We start from the raw sequence: 20,960 nt of genomic DNA, 5'->3' as shown, positions 1-20,960 counted from the left end.
ATGGACTTGTCTCAGATTGTAGTGACCGGCGGCGGGATAGTATTGATTGCATTGACGCTCTGGTTCTTCTTCGGTAAGAGATCGAAGAGTTCACCTGCGGCAAAGGAAGGATTATACGCCTGTCCAATGCACCCGTGGATCACCAGCAATGATCCAGGTGCGGATTGCTCCGTGTGTGGCATGAAGCTGGTGAAGCAGTGACCTAAGCCCTCACTCTTTCACCTTCTCCGCCATATGCTCCCTCTTTCCCAGGAGGTAATAGCTGACACTCAGCCCAACGACAACGGCGGCAATCCCCAGCAGGGCCGTGCCGCCGAGATCCTTCACGTCCAGCGTAATCACCTTTCTCGCTATGGCGATGATCGCCACCGCCACGACTATGCGGGCATGATTTATCGATTCCTCCACGTACGTCTTGATGATCGTCTGCAAGAGCTCGATCCCGATCAGGACGAGCATGAAGAGACCGTAGATGTCGAGCAACTCGTCGATCTCCAAAAGGAAAGCGGGGGCGGAGATGATGTCGGCTAAAATGATCCACCCGAGCTCCACGGTCCCCAAGAGAAGCACCAGCGCCATCATTGCCACGAGAACCAGGATGATCACGGACTCGAGGCGCTTCATGTGATCGAGCAGGGCCTTCCCTCCCTTTTCCATTTCACCCTCCGATGAGCCTCTTAACCGCTTGTCATCGCGGCAGGCGCCTCAGGTCACCCCTTCGGCGCTCGCCGGCTCCTTATCCATTTCTCGAGGGATATCACCGGCAGCACGATCGCCCCCGCGATGAGTGCGTCGAGCAGGGCCTGGGCGTCGAGCGGAGCGAAGTCGAAGATCTCCCGCAACGGCGGCAAATAGACGAAACATGCCTGCAGCAGGAGAAGGATGCCGATCCCCACGAAGATCGTGAGGTTGCTGAAGATTCCCTGGGCAAAGAGGGAATCGCGCAGGGACCGGCAGTTGAGGAGATAGAAGGACTGGGTGAAGATGATGCTGGTGACACAGATCGTTTGCGCCTCCGCGAGGGCGAAGCGATAGCGTGCGGGGGTCACCGGCTCCGGTCCCAAAACACGGTAGAACTCCCACAGGAAAAGGAGGCAAGCCGTCGCAGCCATAACGAGCGCCACCATGACGATCCGTGCCACGATGAACCGGGAAAAGATCGGCTCGTCCGGGGAGCGGGGCTTGCGCTGCATGGCGTTCGGCTCCAGGACCTCGAAGGCGAGAGGCACCGACAGCGTCACGCTGGCAACGAGGTTGATCCACAGGGTCTGGCTCGGCGACATGGCCATCAGGAGCTCGTGCACCCCGGCGACATCGACGGCCGGGAAGAAGAACATGGCGATGGAGAGGGTGCATGCCAGCCCGAGGTTCGTGGGTAGCACGAAAGCGAGGGACTTGACGAGGTTGTCGTACACCCTGCGCCCCTCCTCCACCGCAGCTGCTATGGAGGCGAAGTTGTCGTCCATGAGGACGACCTTCGCCGCCTCTTTCGACACCGCGGTGCCGGTGATCCCCATGGCGACGCCAATATCCGCCCTCTTCAATGCCGGAGCGTCGTTCACACCGTCGCCGGTCATCGCCACCACATGCCCTCTCGACTGGAGCGCCTGCACGAGGCGGATCTTGTGCTCCGGCGCCACGCGGGCAAAGACGTTGCTCCCCGTCACCGCCTCCTGAAGCTCATCGTCGGAGAGGCGGTCGAGCTCACGCCCCTGAACGACCCTTTCTTCCCCGTGCAGGAGGCCGAGCTGGCGCCCTATCGCTTCCGCCGTGACGGGGTGATCCCCCGTTATCATCTTCACCGTGATCCCCGCCCTCCGGCATGCCTTGATGGCGTCTACCGCTTCGGTGCGAGGCGGGTCGATCATGCACAGAAGCCCGGCAAAACCGAGCTCACTTTCCACCATTGCGGGGGAAAGCTCCTCGGCATCGACATCCCCGGTGAGGGCAAAGGCGATCACCCGCATTCCGTGACGCGCGTACGTCTCCATGGCGTCCTGCACGAGTGACCTTTCGACCTCCGCCAGCGTCGAGCGCGCCACCACGGTCTCCGGTGCCCCCTTCACCAGCACCCGCTTCCCCCCCGGGTACCGGTTCAGCGTCGCCATGAACTTCGTGTCCGACTCGAAGGGGATGACGTCCAGGCGCTGGTGGCTCGCGCGCAATGCCTGCTCGTCGATACCCCCTTTCCGTGCCGCGACGACAAGGGCGCCCTCCGTCGGATCCCCGGTGATCCCCCACTCGCCCCCCTCCTCGTGCACTGCCGCATCGTTGCACAGCACCGCCATCGTCATCAGTTCCCGCAACGGCTCGGGGAGCTCAACGAGGCGCCTGCCGTCATGCTCCATCTCCCCTGCCGGCGCATACCCGGTGCCGGAAAAACGGTACTCCTGCCCCTCCAGCCATGCCACCTGCACCGTCATCTCGTTTCGGGTCAGCGTTCCCGTCTTGTCCGAACAGATCACCGAGGTGGACCCGAGAGTCTCCACCGCGGGGAGATGCCGCACCACCGCGTGGCGCGCGGCCATCCGGCGCACACCTATGGCGAGGCAAATCGTTATGACGGCGGGTAGCCCCTCCGGGATCGCAGCCACCGCAAGGGAAATGGCCACCATGAGGGCTTCGTCTACGGGCGCATCTTTGACCCAGATGCCGAACCCCAGGAGGACGACGATGAGGATAATGATGGCGACGGTGATGCCGGTGGTGACCTTCGCAAGCTGCCTCGTCAGGGGAGTCTGCAACTGCGCGCTCTGGTTCAGCAGCCCGCTGATGCGCCCAAGCTCGGTGGCATCCCCTGTGGCGACGACGACGCCGGTGGAGGTGCCCTGCACCACCATCGTCCCGCTGTACGCCATTCCCACCCGCTCTCCGAGGGGGGCATCAGGCGCGACTGCGTCGGTCCGCTTCGCAACGGGAAGGGATTCACCGGTGAGAGCGGCCTCCTCCACGAGGAAATTCTTCACGCGCAGGAGGCGCAGATCGGCGGGGACCTTGTCGCCGCTTTGCAGGGTCACCACGTCCCCCGGAACGAGGTCCTCCGCAGAAATGGCGACCGGACTGCCGTTTCGAAGAGCGGTCGCAGAGTCCGGCACCATGGCGGCAAGGGACTCGATAGCCTTCCCCGCGCGGTATTCCTGCAGGAACCCGATGATGGAGTTGATGACGATCGCTCCGAAGACGACGATCGCATCTTTTTGCCTGCCGAGGAAGAGCGCGAGGGTGCCGGATGCCAGAAGAAGCCAGGCGATCGGATTGTTGAGCTGTCGCCAGAAGATCGTCCACGGTCCGGTGCGATCGCTGCGCGAAAGGGTGTTCCTGCCGTATCTCGCGGCACGCTCGGCGGCGTCACGGTCGCTCAGTCCCCCTTCGGTCGATCCGAGCTCGCCAAGGACCTCGGGGCAGCTTCTGGCATGCCACGCACTTTCCGATCGTTCCATGCGTCCCCTCCTCGTAGGCAACCTCCGCTTCATCTCCTTCACGTGACAATATTATACAAGCCTCACTGACACTGGGGAAATCATACTCACTGACCCGCTAAAGATCGGCAGGAAAAGTGGCAATCACCATTGATATTGCAATAGAGTTTGCTAGCATACTGCACGTGCATCTTCGGGCGTCAAAGAGCTTCCTTACCTATACTGGGAAGAGGTGATCAATTGCTCAACGCTAAAAAGATCGTGGTGGTGCTCCCGGCTTACAACGCGGCACAGACGCTGGAGATGACATACAGGGAAATCCCTTTCGAGTTTGTCGACGAAGTTCTTCTTGTCGACGACGCAAGCAGTGACCAGACAGCTGAAGTAGCATCGCGGCTCGGCATCCACACCATCATTCACCCCAGCAACAAAGGGTACGGCGGAAACCAGAAGACCTGCTACAGGGCGGCCCTCGATCTTGGCGCCGACATCGTGGTGATGCTTCACCCGGACTACCAGTACACCCCGCGCCTCATCACAGCGATGTGCTCGATGATCGCCTACGGCGAGTTCGATGCGATCCTTGGCTCGAGAATCCTTGGGACCGGCGCGCTGAAGGGGGGGATGCCTCCTTACAAGTATGTGGCGAACCGCCTGCTTACCTTCATCGAGAACCTCCTCCTCGGGCACAAGCTCTCCGAGTACCACACGGGGTACCGCGCCTTCTCGCGAGAGGTCCTCCACTCTCTCCCCCTGGAGGCGAACTCCGACGACTTCGTATTCGACAACCAGATCCTTGCGCAGATGATCTGGTGCGGATATCGGATCGGCGAAGTGTCGTGCCCCACCAAATACTTTGCCGAGGCTTCCTCCATAAACTTCCGGCGCAGCGTGGTCTATGCGCTCGGCGTTTTGCAGACGGCACTCACATTCAGGCTTTGCAAGCTGAAGGTGTGTACTTCTTCTCTCTTTGCGCAGCCAGCAACAGCCGCCCAGCCGCCCTTTACCGGCACTCCAGCCATGTGCGAGGCAATCGGCTCGAGAAAGGCAGAGTAATGGGAAGGACGGGAGAGAAAAAAGGTTTGCCGCCTGCTGCCGCATCAGCGCACCCGGACCCCATGGAACGGTGGGTGACCAGTTTCGGGTGGCTGGTACCGGTGTGCGTGGCGCTGGCGGTGTATCACGTTGCGCTGAACAACTTCTTTACCTGGGACGACTTCATCTGGCTCGACAGAGCCCGCACCTTCAAAAACGACTGGCTACAAATCTTCCGGATAGACGTAACGTACTTCGACCCGCTGGTCCATCTCATGTTCCTCTTCGATTCCGCCGTGGGGGGGCTCGACGCGAGGTGGTACCACTGCGTGGACATCGCGCTTCATGCGGCGAACTCCTGCCTCGTGTACAGGTTCGTGCGGCAGCTGAGCGGCGACGCCAGGTCGGCGCTCTATGCAGGAGCTCTCTTTGCGGGCTCGTTCGCGGTCGCCGACGCGGTGCTGTGGTCTTCGTCGCGGGTGGATCTTCTCTCCACCCTCTTCGCGCTGGAGGCGTTGATACTCTTTCTGAAGTACCTCCGCAGCGACGCCAAACGCGACCTCCTCTTCGCACTCATATCTTATATATTGGCGCTCGGCTCCAAGGGGACCCCGCTGGTCCTCCCCGCCATCCTCTTCTGGCTCATCATTCAGGAGAGAAAGGGCCTTGAGCGCGCGGCTGCACTGGTGCCGTTCGTAACGGTCAACGTCCTGTACGTACTACTTCTGAAGGTCAATAGCAGCCAGGCATCGATGCCGATGGAGAAGATGCATCTCAACATCCGCAATCTGCTCTACGCCTTCTGCGACCTCCTTATTCCGGAGGGGACGCTGGCGACACTGGATTTGGCAGCTACAGCGACTGTTCTTTTCATAGTTGTTACGGCGCTGGCGGTGATTTCAAAGCATGAGAAGACGAGGGGCGAGCTGCGAAGGACAGGCTACTGCATCCTTGTGGCTGCACTGGTGCCGGTACTTGTCACGACGGAGTTCAGGCTGCTGGAAAAGGAGGGCAACCCGATCGCCCTCCTCCTGAGCCCCAGCCACCGGATCTATCTTGCCTCGGCAGGAGCTGCGATCTTCGCCGCGGGTGTGCTGCGCTTCCTTGAGGGAGTCATCGCGAGACTCAGTCCAACGGTTGCCACAACTGCGGTCGTGGCCATTCTTGCCGGCGTGATAAGCGTGGACGCCTCGGTGACGCGTGAACGGGATTTTGTGTGGGAATGGAACGGGAAGATTACCCGCGTGGCCTTCGAAGGGCTGCGCGCCTACAGGGATGAGATCGGCGAAGGGGCGCAGCTCGGGCTTATCAGCTTTCCCGGCTCCAACGGATTTCTGACACCGATGGCGAAGGTATGTCTTGGCCGAAATGACCTCACGGTGCTGCAGAAGGCGCAGATGGGGGTTATCGATGAAGCAGAGACAGTCGCCAGGGCCGAAAGGAGCTACCTATTCGTGCTGGGGAACGACTTGCGCATCCACGACAAATCGGTGAAGTTCAGGGAACAACTAGTGCTAAACAGGATGGCGCTGGCGTTTCCGGAGCGGAAGGATTATGCCTTCATGTGCAACAACGCCGGGAAGACGCTCGTGGCGGAGATTACACCGCTGCTGTAACGGCACCAAACGCAAAAAGGCCCTGATCTCTCAGGGCCTTTCTGCTTGACCGTATTTTCCGGCTATGTAATGGTGGCGGTGCAGGGACTTGAACCCCGGACAACACGGATATGAGCCGTGTGCTCTAACCAACTGAGCTACACCGCCGAGCTCTAAATACTACATATATCCTGACTCGCTGCTTCATCCTTCGCTGCGCCTCAAGAGCCTCCGTTTATAGTTCAATCCCCTTTCTTTGTCAAACAAAAAAATCGCGCACACCCCTCCCCTCGGGCAACCGGTTTGCAACCCCGCAAAACTCCGCCGTTTTTGTGACGAATAACCTTGGCAGCATCTTCCGTATCGAATAAGATGTCCCTGTTGCAGATAACCAGTCCCCGTATGCTTTCTTCCTTGTAAACGTATACGCGAAAGGTGTAAACTGCAGTCTGATTTCTGCTTGACTTTTTTTAAGAACTATAATAATTATGCCTCCGTCCTTCCAAGGCAGCTCCAGCAATCATCTGTTTTTAAAATAATCAAGCATCGAAGGCCTATTACGTTTCCGTCTACACCACAGTGATGTAGACGGAAATTTAATGTAACGCTGTTTCATCAGGAGTCTTGTGTAATGACAGAACAGTATCTGATCGATTACATGTACGTGTTTGTCTTCTTGGGACTAGGCGCCATTGCAGCTGCGTCTCCTCTCATCATCTCCAACCTGATCGGTCCCCGTTCAGTACAGAAGAAGACGCTTGAGACCTATGAGTGCGGTATGGATCCGTACGGCAACGCCTGGGACATCAGGTTCAATATTGCATACTACCTGTATGCCCTGATCTTCCTCGCGTTCGACGTCGACATCCTGTACCTCTTCCCGGTCGCAACCGCCTATGACAAAGTCTCCGGCATGCGCGGCATCGTGGAACTGGTCCTGTTCATTGTCATTCTCTCTCTGGCAATCATCTATGCCTGGGTTAAAGGAGTATTTTCGTGGGCGAAGAAAAAGAAAGCTTACTAAGGGTTCATACCTACGCGGAGCTGGCCCATCAGCGCGAGACGAGCGGGCAGCTCTACCACAACCCGGAAGTTCCGTCCGACCAGAAGCCTCTCATCAGCACAGCGATCTCCGAACAGATACTCGATATCTGCCGCGCCAACTCCCTCTGGCCCATGACCTTCGGTCTCGCCTGCTGCGCGATCGAGATGATGTGCCTCGGTATGGCGCGCTTCGACATGTCCCGCTACGGGTTCGAGGTGTTCCGCCCCTCCCCGCGCCAGTGCGACCTGATGATCGTTGCCGGCACGGTGAACAAGAAGATGGCTCCCGCCGTTATCACCCTGTACGAGCAGATGCCCTCCCCGAAGTATGTCATCGCCATGGGGAACTGCGCCATTTCCGGCGGCCCCTTCAAGGTGGAAGAGAACTACAACGTGGTGGAAGGTGTCGATCAGCTGATCCCCGTCGACGTCTACGTTCCCGGTTGCCCGCCGCGTCCGGAAGGGCTCCTGCAGGGGCTCCTCGAACTGCAGGCGAAGATCGCCGGCAAGAAGTACCCGCTCCCGCAGTTCCCGGTCAGCGATACCCCGAAGCGCGTGGTGAAGAACTACGTAGACGAAGTCCAGGAACTCAAGGCCGCCGGCAGACTCGGCTAATTGATCCAAAAACCATATTGAGGCTCAACAGACGATGAGTGCAAAAGACCAGCTGATCAAAGACCTCAAGGCGCTTAAGGCGACGGTAGAAGAGGTCGACTACAAAAGACGCGGCTTCCATGTCGAAGTTGTCCTGGAAAACGACCAGGTTCGCGACTTCGCCAAAGTCATGCGCGACAATGACTTCTACCTCGTGTTCGTAGGTGGCCTGCACACCGCCGAGGGGCTGGAAGTCAACTACCAGTTCGCATCCTTCACCATGCCGTGCCGCATCCAGAGCCGCGCGCCGGTCGATGGCAGCGGCGCCGTCGACACCATTTGCGACATCTTCGATGGCGCGAACTGGCACGAGCGTGAGACGAAGGACATGTACGGCATCGTCTTCACCGGACACCCCTACCTCCAGCCGCTCCTGCTGCCGGAGGAGGACGCCGACCTGAAGCCGCTCCTCAAGTCGGAGAAGAGCGTGAAGGCTGCAGAGAAGGTGCGCTGGGTTGACCCGGAGATCGCGAAGGCAGCCGAGGCTGCAGCAAAAGCGGCAGCGGCAGCAAAGGCTGCAGCAGCAGCGAAGGCCGCAGCGGAAGCGAAGGCGGCAGCCGAAGCGAAAGCGGCAGCAGCAGCCGAAGAGCAGCCGGGCGCAGCCCCCACCGCCGACAAGCCGCTTGAGCCGGTCGCCAGCCTCCAGGCTTCGGCTGAGGCAGAGACCAAGCAAATCGTGGAGCAGGTATGAGCCAGTTAGAGCAAACCAAAAAAGAGCATACGTTCTATCTGAACATGGGCCCGCAGCACCCCTCCACTCACGGGGTTCTGCGCGTACTCCTGGAGATGGACGGCGAGCACTGTCTGGAGAACGAGCCGGTACTCGGTTACGGTCACCGCATGCAGGAGAAGATGGGGGAGTCCCGCACCTGGGCCGGCTTCATGCCGAACACGGCGCGCATGGACTACCTCTCCGCGCTGATCTACAACCACGGCTACGTGGGGCTGGTCGAGCGGATGCTCGGCATCGAGTGCCCGCGCCGCGCCGAGTTCATCCGCGTCATCACCGACGAGCTGAACCGCGTCCAGAGCCACCTCCTCTGGCTCGGCGCCTACCTCCTCGACCTCGGCGCCTTCACCCCGATCATGTACACCTTCGATGACCGCGAGCAGATCCTCGACATCCTCGAAGACGTGACCGGCAGCCGCCTCACCTACTCCTACCACAGGGTCGGCGGGGTTGCGCGCGACATCGACGACAAGTTCATCGACGCCACCCGCGCCTTCATCAAGCGCCTGAGAAGCCGCTTCGTGATCTACGAGGAGCTGGTGAACGGCAACATCATCTTCCTGAAGCGCGTGAAGGACATCGCCTACTTCACCGCCGACATGGCGAAGCGCTACGGCCTGACCGGTCCCTGCCTCAGGGGCGCGGGCATCCCCTACGACATCCGTAAGGCGGAGCCGTACTCCATCTACCCGGAACTCGACTTCGAGATCCCGGTCGGCGAGAAAGGCGACTGCCTCGACGCCTACATGGTGCGCTTCAAGGAGATGGAGCAGAGCCTGCGCATCATCGAGCAGTGCCTGGACAAGCTCCCGGAAGGTCCTTCCCGCGTGAAGGTTCCGCGCCGCGCCAAGATCCCCCAGGGGGACGCCTCCTACTCGGTGGAGACCGGCCACGGCGAGCTCGCCTACTACATGGTTAGCGACGGCACCGACGTGCCGTACCGCCTCAAGATCAGGGTGCCCTCTTTCTCCAACCTGAGCCTCTTGCCGGAGTTGTGCCGCGGCATGCTGCTCGCAGACCTCGCGATGACGATGGGTACCCTCGACTTGGTCATTCCGGAAATTGACAGGTGACGTCTATGGAATTACTGAACATTTTACCGCCTGAGCTGCTCAGAATCGTGATCACCGCGGTCATCATCGTGGCCTTCACCTTCCTGAACTGCATGATCCTCGGTTACGCAGAGAGGAAGCTCGCGGGCTTCTTCCAGATGCGCCCCGGCCCGATGGAAGTCGGCCCCTGGGGGATCCTGCAGCTCATGATCGACGGCGTGAAGCTGATCGCGAAGCAGCTCATCATCCCGAAGGACTCCGGGAAGTTCCTCTTCAGGATCGCCCCGCTCCTCGCCTTCATGCCGGTTGCCCTCTCCTTCATCGTGATCCCCTTCTCGGAGAAGCTGCAGGTGCGCGACCTGGACCTCGGGCTCGTCTTCATGCTCGGCATCATGGCGCTGCATGTAGTCAGTACGCTTCTGGCTGGGTGGGTCTCCAACAACAAGTACGCCCTCTTCGGCGCGATCCGCGCCGTTGCGCAGAACATCGCCTATGAAGTCCCGATGCTCCTGTCGCTCCTTTCGGTCGTGTTCATCAGCAACACCCTGAGCATGCAGGGGATCATCAAGGCACAGGGGCCGCTCTGGAACATCTTCGTGCAGCCGCTCGCCTTCATCATCTACTTCGTGGCAGCGATCGCCGAGACTAACCGCGCACCGTTCGACCTCCCCGAGGCCGAGTCGGAGCTCACCGCGGGCTTCCACACCGAGTACTCCGGGATGGGCTTCTCCCTCTTCGTACTCGGCGAGTACACGAACATGTTCTTCGTGTGCGCCATCGCCACCGTCGTCTTCCTGGGCGGCTGGTCCGGTCCGCCGCTGCCGTTCTTTGCCTACTCCGGGATCATCTGGTTCTTCGCCAAGGTCTACTTCCTCCTCTTCGTCATGATCTGGGTGCGCTGGACCTACCCGAGGACCCGTTTCGACCAACTCCTCAACTTCTGCTGGATGTACCTCATCCCCTTCTCGCTGGTGAATCTGCTTCTTACCGCGGTGGGAGTGAAGCTGGTAAAGTAGCCCCTCCCCTTCTGGCGGGAACCCAGCCTCTCTAGCTAGATCAGGCGGCGGCGAAGGGAAACCGAAGCTGCCGACGAGAGTAACGGCGGGAAACTAAACGCATAGTCTATATCCGCGTCATCGGCGCGTCACGCGCGAGTGCGAGGTTCTAAGGTATGAAAGAGTATTTCGGACAACTATTCACGGGCAGTAAAAGCCTCCTCATCGGACTGAAGGTCACGCTGAAGCAGATGTTCGCTCCCAACGTGACGGTCCACTACCCGCGGGAGAAGATTGCCATCTCCCCGCAGTTCCGCGGCCACACCGACCTGGTGCTGAACCCGGAGACCGGCACCCACAAGTGCATCAGCTGCAACATGTGCGCGCTGGACTGCCCCTGCGGCTGCATCAAGGTCGCCAGTGAGACCCGCGAAGGGGTAAAAGGCAAAGTGCTCACCAGCTACCAGCTGGATTTCACCAAATGCAGCCTGTGCGGCCTTTGCGTCGAAGTCTGCCCCACCTCCGCCCTGGAATACAGCCAGGAGTACGAGCTGGCCGGCTTCACCCGCGAAGAATACCACTACGACCTGCTCAAACGGCTGGAGGCCCGGGGATGATTTACTATCGCTACATAGCCGAACTGCTCTTCGTGCTGTTCACCCTTCTTGTCTTTACCGGGGGCTACATCGCCCTCACCGCCCGTTACCTGATGAACGCGGTCCTCGGCCTTGCCCTGGCGCTCCTCGGTGTGGCCGGTCTCTACTTCCATCTGGGGAGCCCCTTCCTGGCGCTCATGCAGATACTGATCTACGTCGGCGCGGTGTGCATCATCATCGCCTTCGGGATCATGGTAGGTCCCAGGCCGAACCAGCTTGCCGACAAGCGTGCCATGGGGCCGCGCAACGTCTGCCTCTCCATCGGCGCCTGCGCCGCGGCGGCGGGACTCCTCGGCAGCCTCGTCGTCCAGACCGTCTGGGTCCCCGCTGCAGCGAAGGTCGGTGACATGAGTGTCAAATTCATCGGCGAGAGCCTCATGTACCAGTACTGCCTCGCCTTCGAACTTATCTCGGTACTCCTCTTGGCCGCCATCGTCGGCGCCATCATCATCGCGGGTATCGGAAGGGAGGAACCGGGCAAATGCTAATGTTAAGCGATAACCTGAACACCTATCTGATCATCGCCATCCTGCTCCTGGCGCTCGGCGTCTTCGGCATGGTGCGCCACAAGACCTTCATCGGGATGCTGATCTCGGCGGAGTTCATCCTCGCCGGCGCAAGCCTCAACTTCATGGCTTTCAACCGCTTCCTGGCGCCCAATCCGGCGGTGGGGCAGATCTTCACCCTCTTCATCATGGGTCTTGCCGCGGCGGAAGCAGCAGTCGTCGTCAGTCTCGTTCTCATGGTCTATCACCAGTATCGCTCCATCGACCCCGCTGAAGTGCATGACCTGCAGCACTAACGGCACCCGAATTTAAGAAGGAAAAGGGAAAGGCATGGCTACCATAACCACCAGTACACTCTTAGTGGCTCCGATGATTCCGGTGATCACTGCTCTGCTCCTCATGGCGGCGGGCGCGATGAACAAGCCGAACCTTCGGGAAGCTTGCTCCATAACCGGTGCGATCATCACCTTCGTCACCGTCATGAGTCTGTTTCCGCACGTCCTGAACGGCGGGAGCTACGACTACAACCTCGCGACCATCTATCCCGGTGTGTCGGTCAAGTTCCACCTGGACGGCCTCGGACTGATGTTCTCCGGCGTCGCCTCCACGCTCTGGATCTTCGCCTCGATCTACTGCATCGGGTACATGAGGTCCCTGAACGAGCATGCCCAGACCCGCTTCTACGTGTGCTACGCCGTCTCGGTGGGCGCCGGTATCGGGGCCGCCTTCGCCGGCAGCGTGTTCACCCTGTACCTCATGTACGAGATCATCTCCGTGATGACCTACCCGCTGGTCATGCACCACCAGGACTCCGAGGGGTACGAAGGGTCGCGCAAGTACATGATCTACCTCTTCTTCACCTCGAAGGCGTTCCTCCTTCCGGCGATGTGCATCCTGTACGTCCTTTCCGGTACGCTCGACTTCAACTACAGCGGCGTGCTGAACGGGATCGTCCCGGGTACCGCGAACTCCGTACTGGTGGCCCTCTGCTACTTCGGCTTCTTCTTCGGCTTCGCCAAAGCGGGTGTCATGCCCTTCCACAACTGGCTCCCTGACGCGATGGTCGCTCCGACCCCGGTTTCCGCACTTCTCCACGCGGTCGTCGTTGTAAAGGTCGGGGTCTTCTCCATCTGCCGCGTCATGCTGTCGGTCTTCGGCGTGAACCTGCTGCAGTCCTCCGGTCTCGGCCTCTTCACCGCATACTTCGTCTCCGTGACGATTCTCCTCGGCTCCTGCATCGCCCTTACGAAGACGAACCTGAAGGCGCGACTGGCCTACTCCACCGTGAGCCAGCTCTCCTACATCATCCTCGGCGTCGCGATGCTGACTCCGCACGGCATCACCGGCGGTCTGATCCACATCGCCAACCACGCCTTCTCCAAGATCACCCTGTTCTTCGCGGCCGGCTGCATCTTCTGCGCTACCGGGAAGAAAGAGATCCCCGAGCTGGGGCAGCTCGGCTACCGCATGCCGATCACCATGGCAGCCTTCGGCATCGCGTCCCTCTCCATGATCGGCGTGCCGCCGGTCGCGGGCTTCACCTCCAAGTGGTACCTGGCGCTCGCCTCCATGGACATCCACAACGTGATCCTGCTTAGCGTGCTGATCCTCTCCAGCCTCCTGAACGTCGGCTACTTCGCGCCGATCGTCTACACCGCCTTCTTCGGGCAGCGCCCCGAGGGTGAGACCGCGGTGGGCACCCTGGAGACCCAGCCCCTGATTGCACTCATGGTAGTACCCCTCGCCATCACCGGCACCATCTCGGTGCTCATCGGGGTCTATCCGAATCTCCTGCTCAACATCACGAAGCTGATGGGAGGGGCATAATGCAAAACATCATCGTTGCACTGTACGAAAAGAGGGAGATCTTCAGAAAGATCTTCTTCGGGATCCTCGGCTCGGTGGTCGTCCTCGACCTCCTCGTTGAACACCCGCATCACCCGCATTTCTTCGGCGACAAGATCTTCGGCTGGTGGTCGATCTGGGGCGTGGTGATCTGCCTCGCGATGATCATCTTCTGGAAATGGCTTGCTCACGGATTCTTGGAAAGGGACGAGAACTACTATGATAACTAGCGGAATTTTCATGCATCCTGCGGCATGGTTTATTCTCGGCGCTCTTCTTCTGCCGCTCGCTGCGAAGCTGAAGCTGCAGAAGGCGCTCCTGATCGCCATCCCGGTCATCGCCTTCACCCAGATCTACGCCCTCCCCCAGGGGCACGACTTCCTGGTCGGGCACTGGCTCGGCGCCGAGCTGATCTTCGGGCACGTCGACAAGCTCTCCTTCGTCTTCCTCCACGTCTTCACCCTGATGGCCATCATCGGCTGTATCTACGGGCTCCACGTGGAAGAGACCGAGCAGCACATCGCCGCCTTCCTGTACGTCGCGGGCTCGCTCGGCGTCACCTGCGCCGGCGACTACCTGACGATCTTCATCTTCTGGGAACTGATGGCATTTGCCTCCACCTTCCTCGTGTGGTTCCGCAAGAAGAAGAAATCGACCGACGCAGGCTTCAGGTACCTTCTGGTGCACGTGGCGGGCGGTCTGATCCTTCTGGCAGGCATCTTCCTGCGCTACCAGAACATCCACGACCTGCACTTCACCCGCATCCTCGCAGAAGGCGCCACGATCGCCGATTACTTCATCCTGGTGGGCTTCGCGCTGAACGCCGCTGTTCCGCCGATCCACGCCTGGCTCCCGGACGCATACCCCGAGGCTACCGTGGCGGGCGCAGTCTTCATGTGCGCCTTCACCACGAAGACCGCAGTCTACGTCCTCGCGCGTGCCTTCCCGGGCTTCGAGATCCTCATGTGGGCCGGCGCGATCATGACGCTGTACGGCGCAGGCTTCGCTACCATCGAGAATGACGGGCGCCGCATCCTCGCCTACCACATCATCTCCCAGGTCGGATACATGGTGTGCGCGGTCGGTATCGGCACCGAGATGGCGATCAACGGCGCATGCGCCCACGCCTATGCCCACATTCTCTACAAGGCGCTCCTCTTCATGGGTGTCGGCTCCGTCCTGCACATGACCGGCAAGTCCAGGCTCTCCGAACTCGGCGGCCTGTACAAGTGGATGCCGATGACCCTTCTCTTCACCGTGATCGGCGGCATCTCGATTTCCGGCTTCCCGCTTACCTCCGGCTTCGTCTCCAAGTCGATGATCGTGGAAGCGGCCGGCGAGCACCACCACCTGGCGATCATGCTGATGCTTCTCGCCGCCGCGGTCGGTACCTTCCTCTCCGTCGGTCTGAAGCTCCCCTACTTCATCTGGTACGGCGGGCGTCAGTCCTCCTTCGAGGCGAAGGATCCGGGGTGGAACATGCAGCTCGGCATGGGAATCGCGGCCTTCATGTGCATCTTCATCGGCTGCTACCCGGACTTCCTGTACAACATGCTCCCCTTCCCGGTCGAGTACAAGCCGTACTTCGGGTACCACATCTCCGAGTCGCTGCAGATGTTCGCCTTCACCGGGCTTGGCTTCTACCTCCTGATCAAGAAGCTCACCCCGAAGCGCACCGACGTGGCCGCCGAGCACTTCACCGGCCACCTGGAGACCTCCACCGGGCACAGCCATCACCCGACCGGTCCCCTCATCAACCTGGACTTCGACTGGTTCTACCGCAAGGGGGCGCTGGTGGTGATGTGGATCTTCAAAAACCCGCTCTCCGGGCTTAACGAGATCGTCTCCAACATCTACCGCACCGTCGGCACCCGGATGACCATGGCGATCGCCAAAGGCTCCTCCTGGTTCGACTGGAACGGGATCGACGGCTTCATCGACGGCTCCGCCCGCGGCGTTGTCGCCATCGGCGACAAGACCAGGATGCACGTCACCGGTAACCTGCAGCACTACATCGGCGGCTCCGTATTCGGCGTCTTCGTGATCCTCGCCATCGTAATCTTCACCTGATAGGCAACGCACCCCTCCCCTCGCGGGAGGGGGAACGCTTCAGCAGTTGGGCGCGACCCACGAATAAGCATCGCATCCTATAAACGAACGTAGGTACCCATGGAAAAGTATCTGATTGCCAACACTCTAAGCTACCCGATCCTCTCGACGATCATGCTCATCCCGGTGATCGGGGCCTTGATCACCCTCTTCCTCAAGAACGACACGGTGCTCAAAGCGTGGGGTTTAATTGTCACCATCGCCACGCTCGTGGTTTCGTACCCGCTGTACACCGCGTTCGACTCGAGCACCGCGAAGTACCAGTTCGCCGAGGTGCGCACCTGGTTCCCGTCCCTGAACCTCGACTACGTGATCGGGGTTGACGGCATCAGCGTCCTTCTGGTACTCCTGACGACCTTCGTGATGCCGCTGTGCATCCTCTGCTCCTGGAAGTACATCCAGGTGCGCATGAAGGAATTCATCTTCGTCTCCCTCCTCATGGAGACCGCGATGATCGGCGTCTTCGTCAGCCTGAACACCGTCCTCTTCTACATCTTCTGGGAAGGGATGCTGGTGCCGATGTACCTGATGATCGCCGTGTGGGGTGGCGCACGCAAGGACTACGCTTCCATCAAGTTCTTCCTGTACACCTTTGTCGGCTCCATCTTCCTTCTGGTCGCCGTCATCGCACTCTACGTCACCACCGGCACCTTCTTCATCCCGGAGCTGATGGATCACCAGTACAGCTACATGTACCAGATGCTGGTCTTCCTCTCCTTCGCGCTCTCCTTCGCGATCAAGATGCCGATGTACCCGGTGCACACCTGGCTGCCGGCCGCCCACGTCGAGGCGCCGACCGCAGGCTCCGTCATCCTCGCTTCCATCCTGCTGAAGATGGGGGGCTACGGCTTCCTCCGCTTCTGCCTGCCGCTGGCGCCCTCCGCGACCCTTGACATGGTACCGTGGGTCATCGGCTTCTCCGTCCTCGGCATCATCATCGGCGGCTACCTGGCTCTCGCGCAGCAGGATATCAAGAAGCTTATCGCCTACTCCTCCGTCGCCCACATGGGCTTCGTGACGCTGGGGATCTTCCTCCTCAACTCCGTGGGGATCAAGGGCGCGATGCTGCAGATGATCAACCACGGCATCACCACCGGCGCACTCTTTATCTGCGTCGGCCTGATCTACGAGCGTACCCACAGCCGCCAGATCTCGGACAACTCCGCGCTCGGGATGGAAATGCCGATCTACGTGACCTTCCTCGTCATCTTCGGCCTCTCCTCCTTCGGCTTCCCGGGGACGAACTCCTTCGTTTCCGAGTTCATGGTCCTCATCGCGGCCTTCGAGAAGTACCCGGTAGTCGGGGGCTTGAGCATCCTCGGCGCCATCATGGCAGCCGCCTACATGCTGAACCTGCTGCAGAAGATGGTCTGGGCGAACTCCGACGGGCACGCACACGGTCACGGCGATCACGGCGACGCCCACGGCGATGCGCACGGCGCACATGGCGACGCCCACGGCGATCACGGCCATGCACGTCACCTCTGGGACTGCAACCTGCGCGAGATCGGCACCCTGAGCTTCCTCCTCTTCTTCGTGTTCTGGGTCGGCTTCAACCCGAAACCGCTCCTCAACATGATGGACACCAGCGTAAACCACCTCCTCCAGCAGGTCGAGACCGGCAGCAAGGCCCCGACCGCCAAGACCGAGAAGCTTCAGGTCTCCCAGCTGGTGGCTAAATAAGAGAACCGGATCCGAGGCCGGTGGCAGCACCGGCCTCTCTTCAAGAAGTCAACCGAACGTAACAAGATCGTGAGCTGCACAGACTGGGAGCGTTTCCCCCTCCCCCGAGCCCTCAGTCTTCAGCCTTCAGCCTAAAAAAAAGCGAGATCAACTATGCAGATTACCCTGTTGCTCCCCGAGATAGCCCTGTCCCTCATGGTGCTGGTGCTCTTTGCGACGACCCTTGGCAAGTTCAAGGGTGGCACCCTGAATCTCCTGGCTCTCGCCCTGTCCGCCGTCTCCCTCTTCGCCGCCGTTGCCGGCATCGGCGCCAACGGCGTGCTCTTCTACGACGCCTACCGGGTGGACGCGCTGTCCCAGATCTTCAAGGTCATCACCACCCTGGGTCTCTTCCTGGTGATCAGCTCCAGCTCCGGGCTGCGCGGCATCGCTGAGGAACTGAAGGCGGAGTACTACCTCTTCCTCTCCATCGGCTCCTTCGGCCTTGTCTCTCTGGCGAGCTCCGTGGAACTGCTGACGATCCTGATGAGTCTCGAGATCTCGGCTTTCGCCCTCTACGTGATCATCCCCTTCCGTCACGTTGCCGATTACCGCAACCACATGGAAGCGGCGGTGAAGTACTTCCTCTTCGGCACCATCGCCACCGGCCTCATGCTCTTCGGCATGAGCTACATCTTCGGCGTGACCGGGACGACCTACCTCGCGGAACTGGCGAAGGTGGTACCGGGTCTGCTGCACACCAGCCCGCTGGTCGTCGTCGGCATGGTCCTTCTCTTCTGTGGCTTCTTCTACAAGCTGGCCCTCTTCCCGCTGCACTTCCTCGCACCGGACGTGTACACCGGCGCCGCCAACGAGACCACCAGCTTCATCGCCACCGTGCCGAAAGCGACCGCCCTTGCCGTCCTCATCAGGCTGGCGCACGTGACCGGCGCCGAGATCGGCCAGATCACCTGGGTCCTCGCCGTCTTCGCGGTCGGCTCCATGACGCTCGGCAACCTCTCCGCCCTCGTGCAGAAGGATCTGAAGCGACTCCTCGCCTACTCCTCCGTGGCACACGCAGGGTACGTCATGGTCGGTGTCCTTTCCGCCAACGAGCTCGGGCTTGCCTCCGTCATCTACTACATCGGCGGCTACCTGCTCATGAACCTCTCCTGCTTCTACGTCATCTACCAGCTGGCGCCGGCAGGTGAGAACCTGACCTTCGACGATCTGAAGGGTCTGTACAAAAGGTCTCCGCTCCTCGCCTTCGTACTGGCAGCAGGCGCCTTCGGCATGACCGGCATTCCGCCGACGATCGGCTTCACCGGGAAGCTCCTCGTCTTCACCGCCGCCATCCAGAAAGGCTTCTACGCACTGGTCATTCTCGGGGTCATCAACGCAGCGATCTCCGCCTTCTACTACCTGAAGCTGGTTCGCGCCTCCTACAGCCCCGTCGAGGAGACCGGTGAGTGCGTCTGCCTCTCCATGCCGGCGAAAGTACTCGGCGTCTTCTTCATCGCCTCCATCATCCTCACCGGTGTGCTCCCGCAGAGCTTCATCGCCATGGCGAAAGAGGCAGTTGCCGGGATGATCTAAGGCAGCAGACCACGGTTCACGAAAAAGCCCTCTTCCGAAAGGAAGAGGGCTTTTTGCGTTTCGGGGCGCTCGCACCTCCGAAAAGTTCCACGAAGGGGCACGCTCCCCTACGTACCGCTGGCGCCATTCACGCTGGAGCGCAGGCATCCCTGCCTGCGATGGCGGCGCAGCCGCCACAACTCCCTCAGCTCACCTTGCCTTCTGCCAGACATACGCGAAGATGTAGAAAGGTGCACGAATTAAGGGGAGATGCATTATGCACATTCCCAAAGAACCATACTGGCACAGACGCTGCCTGCCCCATTTTGAAGGCGGCAGCCGCCCGCAAGGAGTAACCTTCCGCCTGGCCGACTCTCTGCCACGCCATCTCCTCGGCGAGATCCAGTCACGCCCGTCCCCCACCCGCAGCATCGAAGAGATCAAACGCATGAACCGGATTCTCGACAAAGGTTACGGAGCGGCCTGGCTGTCCATACCGACGGTTGCGTCCATAGTGCAAAATGCCCTCGTATTCTTCGACGGAGATCGCTACAGGTTACACGCTTGGGTCATCATGCCCAATCATGTCCATGTTCTCTTTACTCCAGCTGAAGAATGGACCCTCGACAAGATTCTCCACAGCTGGAAATCCTATTCCGCGCGAGAGGCCAACAAAGGTCTGCTGCGCCGAGGGCGTTTTTGGCAAGAGGAGTATTTTGACCGAGCGATCCAGGATCCACGGGATTTCATAGCTGCTATTCGCTACATTGAAAACAATCCTGTTAAAGCAGCTCTGTGCGAGGAGCCGCACCAGTGGCCGTTCAGCAGCGCATTTTCCGAGACTCGGTAGTCGGCTTCTATGGCGGCTGCGCCGCCAGGACAGGCAAGATGCCTATCCTCCAGCGCGGCGCCGCCCTTTCTGCTGAAGGCCGCTACTTCGAAAGGTGCAACGGAGGTAAGACCTCTCACCTCGCCGCCGCTAGCGCCATTCACGCTGGAGCGCAGGCATCCCTGCCTGCGATGGCGGCGCAGCCGCCACATGTCGCGTACATTGTGGCGCCTGCGCCGCCAGGACAGGCAGGATGCCTATCCTCCAGCGCTGCGCCACCCTTTCTGCTTGAGTCCGCTGCTTCGAAAGGTACAACAAAGTAAGACCTCTCACCTCTCAGCCACTGGCGCCGTTCACGCTGGAGCGCAGGCATCCCTGCCTGCGATGGCGGCGCAGCCGCCACATGCCGCGTACATTGTGGCGGCTGCGCCTCCAGGACGGAGAATATGCCTGTCCTCCAGCGCCGCGCCACCCTTTCTGCTGAAGGCCGCTGCTTCGAAAGGTGCAACGGAGTAAGACCTCTCACCTCGCCGCCGCTGGCGCCATTCACGCTGGAGCGCAGGCATCCCTGCCTGCGATGGCGGCGCAGCCGCCACATACAGTTACCAAAAATTCCTCACAAAATAACCGTTTAGTCGCTGCGAAATCCGCCGATACGTCTACAAAACACTTTCGCAAAACGAGGCGCATCCGTCACTACGGGATGACCTCAAAGGGAGGGGATGGATGTACCAGGCAGCTCCAGATATTTTCAAGGTTGATGACGAAGACGGCATGGTGACCCTTTACAAGAGGCTGGAGGAAAGCTTTCTCGCCGTAACCTTTGGCGACATCTGCGTCCCGGTGAAACTCATCGGTCACGCCACGGCCGAAGAGGCCGCCGCCATTGCTTCATTCAAAGAGATGATCAAAACGATGGCTTCAAGAGAAGCAGGCGAGGCAGCGTAGCCCCCTTCTCCTGAGCCCGACCGATAACCCGCAGCTCCTCAACCCGCAAAGACGCAAAGACCGCCAGGAAATCGGTAAGAGAGAATGAAGTCAGAATTCTCCTTTGACTTTTCCCCCCTGGCGACCTTTGCGTCTTTGCGCTTCACCTTTTGACCCTTCCGCCATACCCCTCCCCAACACGATTGCCCTATTTTTTCAGCAGTTATATGCTATGAGAAGTGTACGATCCACCCCGATCCCGCTGCCGTTTGCGGCACACGCGCGATCCCCGAGTGCCGGGAGCGCCTGCGGCTATCCCGACTCACC

At 60.1% G+C, this 20,960-nt stretch carries 20 protein-coding genes and 1 tRNA gene; 18 read left to right on the top strand and 3 right to left on the bottom strand.

Annotated features, from left to right (window positions below; genetic code table 11):
* The gene (locus LPW11_RS22420; protein WP_331001577.1) at positions 1-201 is read left to right on the top strand and encodes a heavy metal-binding domain-containing protein; all 201 of its coding nucleotides are present in this window, start codon (positions 1-3) and stop codon (positions 199-201) included.
* A gap of 9 nt (positions 202-210) precedes the next feature.
* Here LPW11_RS22420 and LPW11_RS18175 read toward each other — a convergent pair whose 3' ends face one another.
* Positions 211-657, bottom strand: a complete 447-nt coding sequence (locus LPW11_RS18175; protein ID WP_230995288.1) for a phosphate-starvation-inducible PsiE family protein — start codon at positions 655-657, stop codon at positions 211-213.
* A gap of 53 nt (positions 658-710) precedes the next feature.
* Complete coding sequence (locus tag LPW11_RS18170) at positions 711-3,440, bottom strand: cation-transporting P-type ATPase (RefSeq protein ID WP_230995287.1); 2,730 nt, start codon at positions 3,438-3,440, stop codon at positions 711-713.
* 219 nt (positions 3,441-3,659) lie between these two features.
* Here LPW11_RS18170 and LPW11_RS18165 point away from each other — a divergent pair, with 219 nt between their 5' ends.
* Entirely contained in the window at positions 3,660-4,475 is an 816-nt protein-coding gene (locus LPW11_RS18165) for a glycosyltransferase family 2 protein (protein WP_230995286.1), read from the top strand.
* 74 nt (positions 4,476-4,549) lie between these two features.
* Entirely contained in the window at positions 4,550-6,070 is a 1,521-nt protein-coding gene (locus tag LPW11_RS18160; RefSeq protein ID WP_230995285.1) for an ArnT family glycosyltransferase, read from the top strand.
* 70 nt (positions 6,071-6,140) lie between these two features.
* Here LPW11_RS18160 and LPW11_RS18155 read toward each other — a convergent pair.
* A tRNA-Met gene (locus LPW11_RS18155) sits at positions 6,141-6,217 on the bottom strand.
* A 463-nt stretch (positions 6,218-6,680) separates the two neighbouring features.
* Here LPW11_RS18155 and LPW11_RS18150 point away from each other — a divergent pair.
* From LPW11_RS18150 to LPW11_RS18080, 15 genes are all read left to right on the top strand, one after another.
* The gene (locus LPW11_RS18150) at positions 6,681-7,073 is read left to right on the top strand and encodes an NADH-quinone oxidoreductase subunit A (RefSeq protein WP_230995284.1); all 393 of its coding nucleotides are present in this window, start codon (positions 6,681-6,683) and stop codon (positions 7,071-7,073) included.
* Positions 7,046-7,708: an NADH-quinone oxidoreductase subunit B gene (locus tag LPW11_RS18145; protein ID WP_442899794.1), complete on the top strand. Its 663-nt coding sequence runs from the start codon at positions 7,046-7,048 to the stop codon at positions 7,706-7,708. The genes LPW11_RS18150 and LPW11_RS18145 overlap by 28 nt, the downstream gene beginning before the upstream one ends.
* Positions 7,709-7,742: 34 nt before the next feature.
* Positions 7,743-8,438: an NADH-quinone oxidoreductase subunit C gene (locus LPW11_RS18140; protein ID WP_230995283.1), complete on the top strand. Its 696-nt coding sequence runs from the start codon at positions 7,743-7,745 to the stop codon at positions 8,436-8,438.
* The gene (locus LPW11_RS18135; protein WP_230995282.1) at positions 8,435-9,550 is read left to right on the top strand and encodes an NADH-quinone oxidoreductase subunit D; all 1,116 of its coding nucleotides are present in this window, start codon (positions 8,435-8,437) and stop codon (positions 9,548-9,550) included. Before LPW11_RS18140 ends, LPW11_RS18135 begins: the two co-directional genes overlap by 4 nt.
* A gap of 5 nt (positions 9,551-9,555) precedes the next feature.
* On the top strand, positions 9,556-10,545 hold the full coding sequence (nuoH, locus tag LPW11_RS18130; RefSeq protein ID WP_230995281.1) for an NADH-quinone oxidoreductase subunit NuoH: 990 nt from the start codon (positions 9,556-9,558) through the stop codon (positions 10,543-10,545).
* Between the two features lie 155 nt (positions 10,546-10,700).
* Positions 10,701-11,141: a NuoI/complex I 23 kDa subunit family protein gene (locus LPW11_RS18125; protein WP_230995280.1), complete on the top strand. Its 441-nt coding sequence runs from the start codon at positions 10,701-10,703 to the stop codon at positions 11,139-11,141.
* Positions 11,138-11,668 (top strand): NADH-quinone oxidoreductase subunit J, encoded by a 531-nt coding sequence (locus tag LPW11_RS18120; protein ID WP_230995279.1) that lies wholly within the window; start codon positions 11,138-11,140, stop codon positions 11,666-11,668. Before LPW11_RS18125 ends, LPW11_RS18120 begins: the two co-directional genes overlap by 4 nt.
* A complete protein-coding gene (nuoK, locus tag LPW11_RS18115) occupies positions 11,662-11,982 on the top strand; it encodes an NADH-quinone oxidoreductase subunit NuoK (protein ID WP_230995278.1) in 321 nt (106 codons plus the stop codon). Before LPW11_RS18120 ends, nuoK begins: the two co-directional genes overlap by 7 nt.
* Before the next feature lie 34 nt (positions 11,983-12,016).
* The gene (locus LPW11_RS18110) at positions 12,017-13,513 is read left to right on the top strand and encodes a monovalent cation/H+ antiporter subunit D family protein (protein ID WP_230995277.1); all 1,497 of its coding nucleotides are present in this window, start codon (positions 12,017-12,019) and stop codon (positions 13,511-13,513) included.
* Positions 13,513-13,761 carry a hypothetical protein gene (locus LPW11_RS18105; RefSeq protein WP_230995276.1) on the top strand — a complete coding sequence of 83 codons (249 nt, stop codon included), beginning with the start codon at positions 13,513-13,515 and terminating at the stop codon, positions 13,759-13,761. Before LPW11_RS18110 ends, LPW11_RS18105 begins: the two co-directional genes overlap by 1 nt.
* Positions 13,751-15,601, top strand: a complete 1,851-nt coding sequence (locus LPW11_RS18100; RefSeq protein WP_230995275.1) for a Na(+)/H(+) antiporter subunit D — start codon at positions 13,751-13,753, stop codon at positions 15,599-15,601. The genes LPW11_RS18105 and LPW11_RS18100 overlap by 11 nt, the downstream gene beginning before the upstream one ends.
* Positions 15,602-15,700: 99 nt before the next feature.
* A complete protein-coding gene (locus LPW11_RS18095) occupies positions 15,701-17,323 on the top strand; it encodes a complex I subunit 4 family protein (protein WP_230995274.1) in 1,623 nt (540 codons plus the stop codon).
* A 153-nt stretch (positions 17,324-17,476) separates the two neighbouring features.
* The gene (locus LPW11_RS18090) at positions 17,477-18,898 is read left to right on the top strand and encodes an NADH-quinone oxidoreductase subunit N (protein WP_230995273.1); all 1,422 of its coding nucleotides are present in this window, start codon (positions 17,477-17,479) and stop codon (positions 18,896-18,898) included.
* 256 nt (positions 18,899-19,154) lie between these two features.
* A complete protein-coding gene (locus tag LPW11_RS18085) occupies positions 19,155-19,727 on the top strand; it encodes an REP-associated tyrosine transposase (protein WP_230995272.1) in 573 nt (190 codons plus the stop codon).
* 705 nt (positions 19,728-20,432) lie between these two features.
* Positions 20,433-20,654 (top strand): hypothetical protein, encoded by a 222-nt coding sequence (locus LPW11_RS18080; protein ID WP_230995271.1) that lies wholly within the window; start codon positions 20,433-20,435, stop codon positions 20,652-20,654.
* Positions 20,655-20,960: the final 306 nt, after the last annotated feature.

The organism is Geomonas sp. RF6, from assembly GCF_021044625.1.
Classification (GTDB): Bacteria; Desulfobacterota; Desulfuromonadia; order Geobacterales; family Geobacteraceae; genus RF6.
The sequence above is the reverse complement of the archived record's forward strand: the minus strand, read 5'-3'. Positions and strand labels throughout refer to the sequence as shown.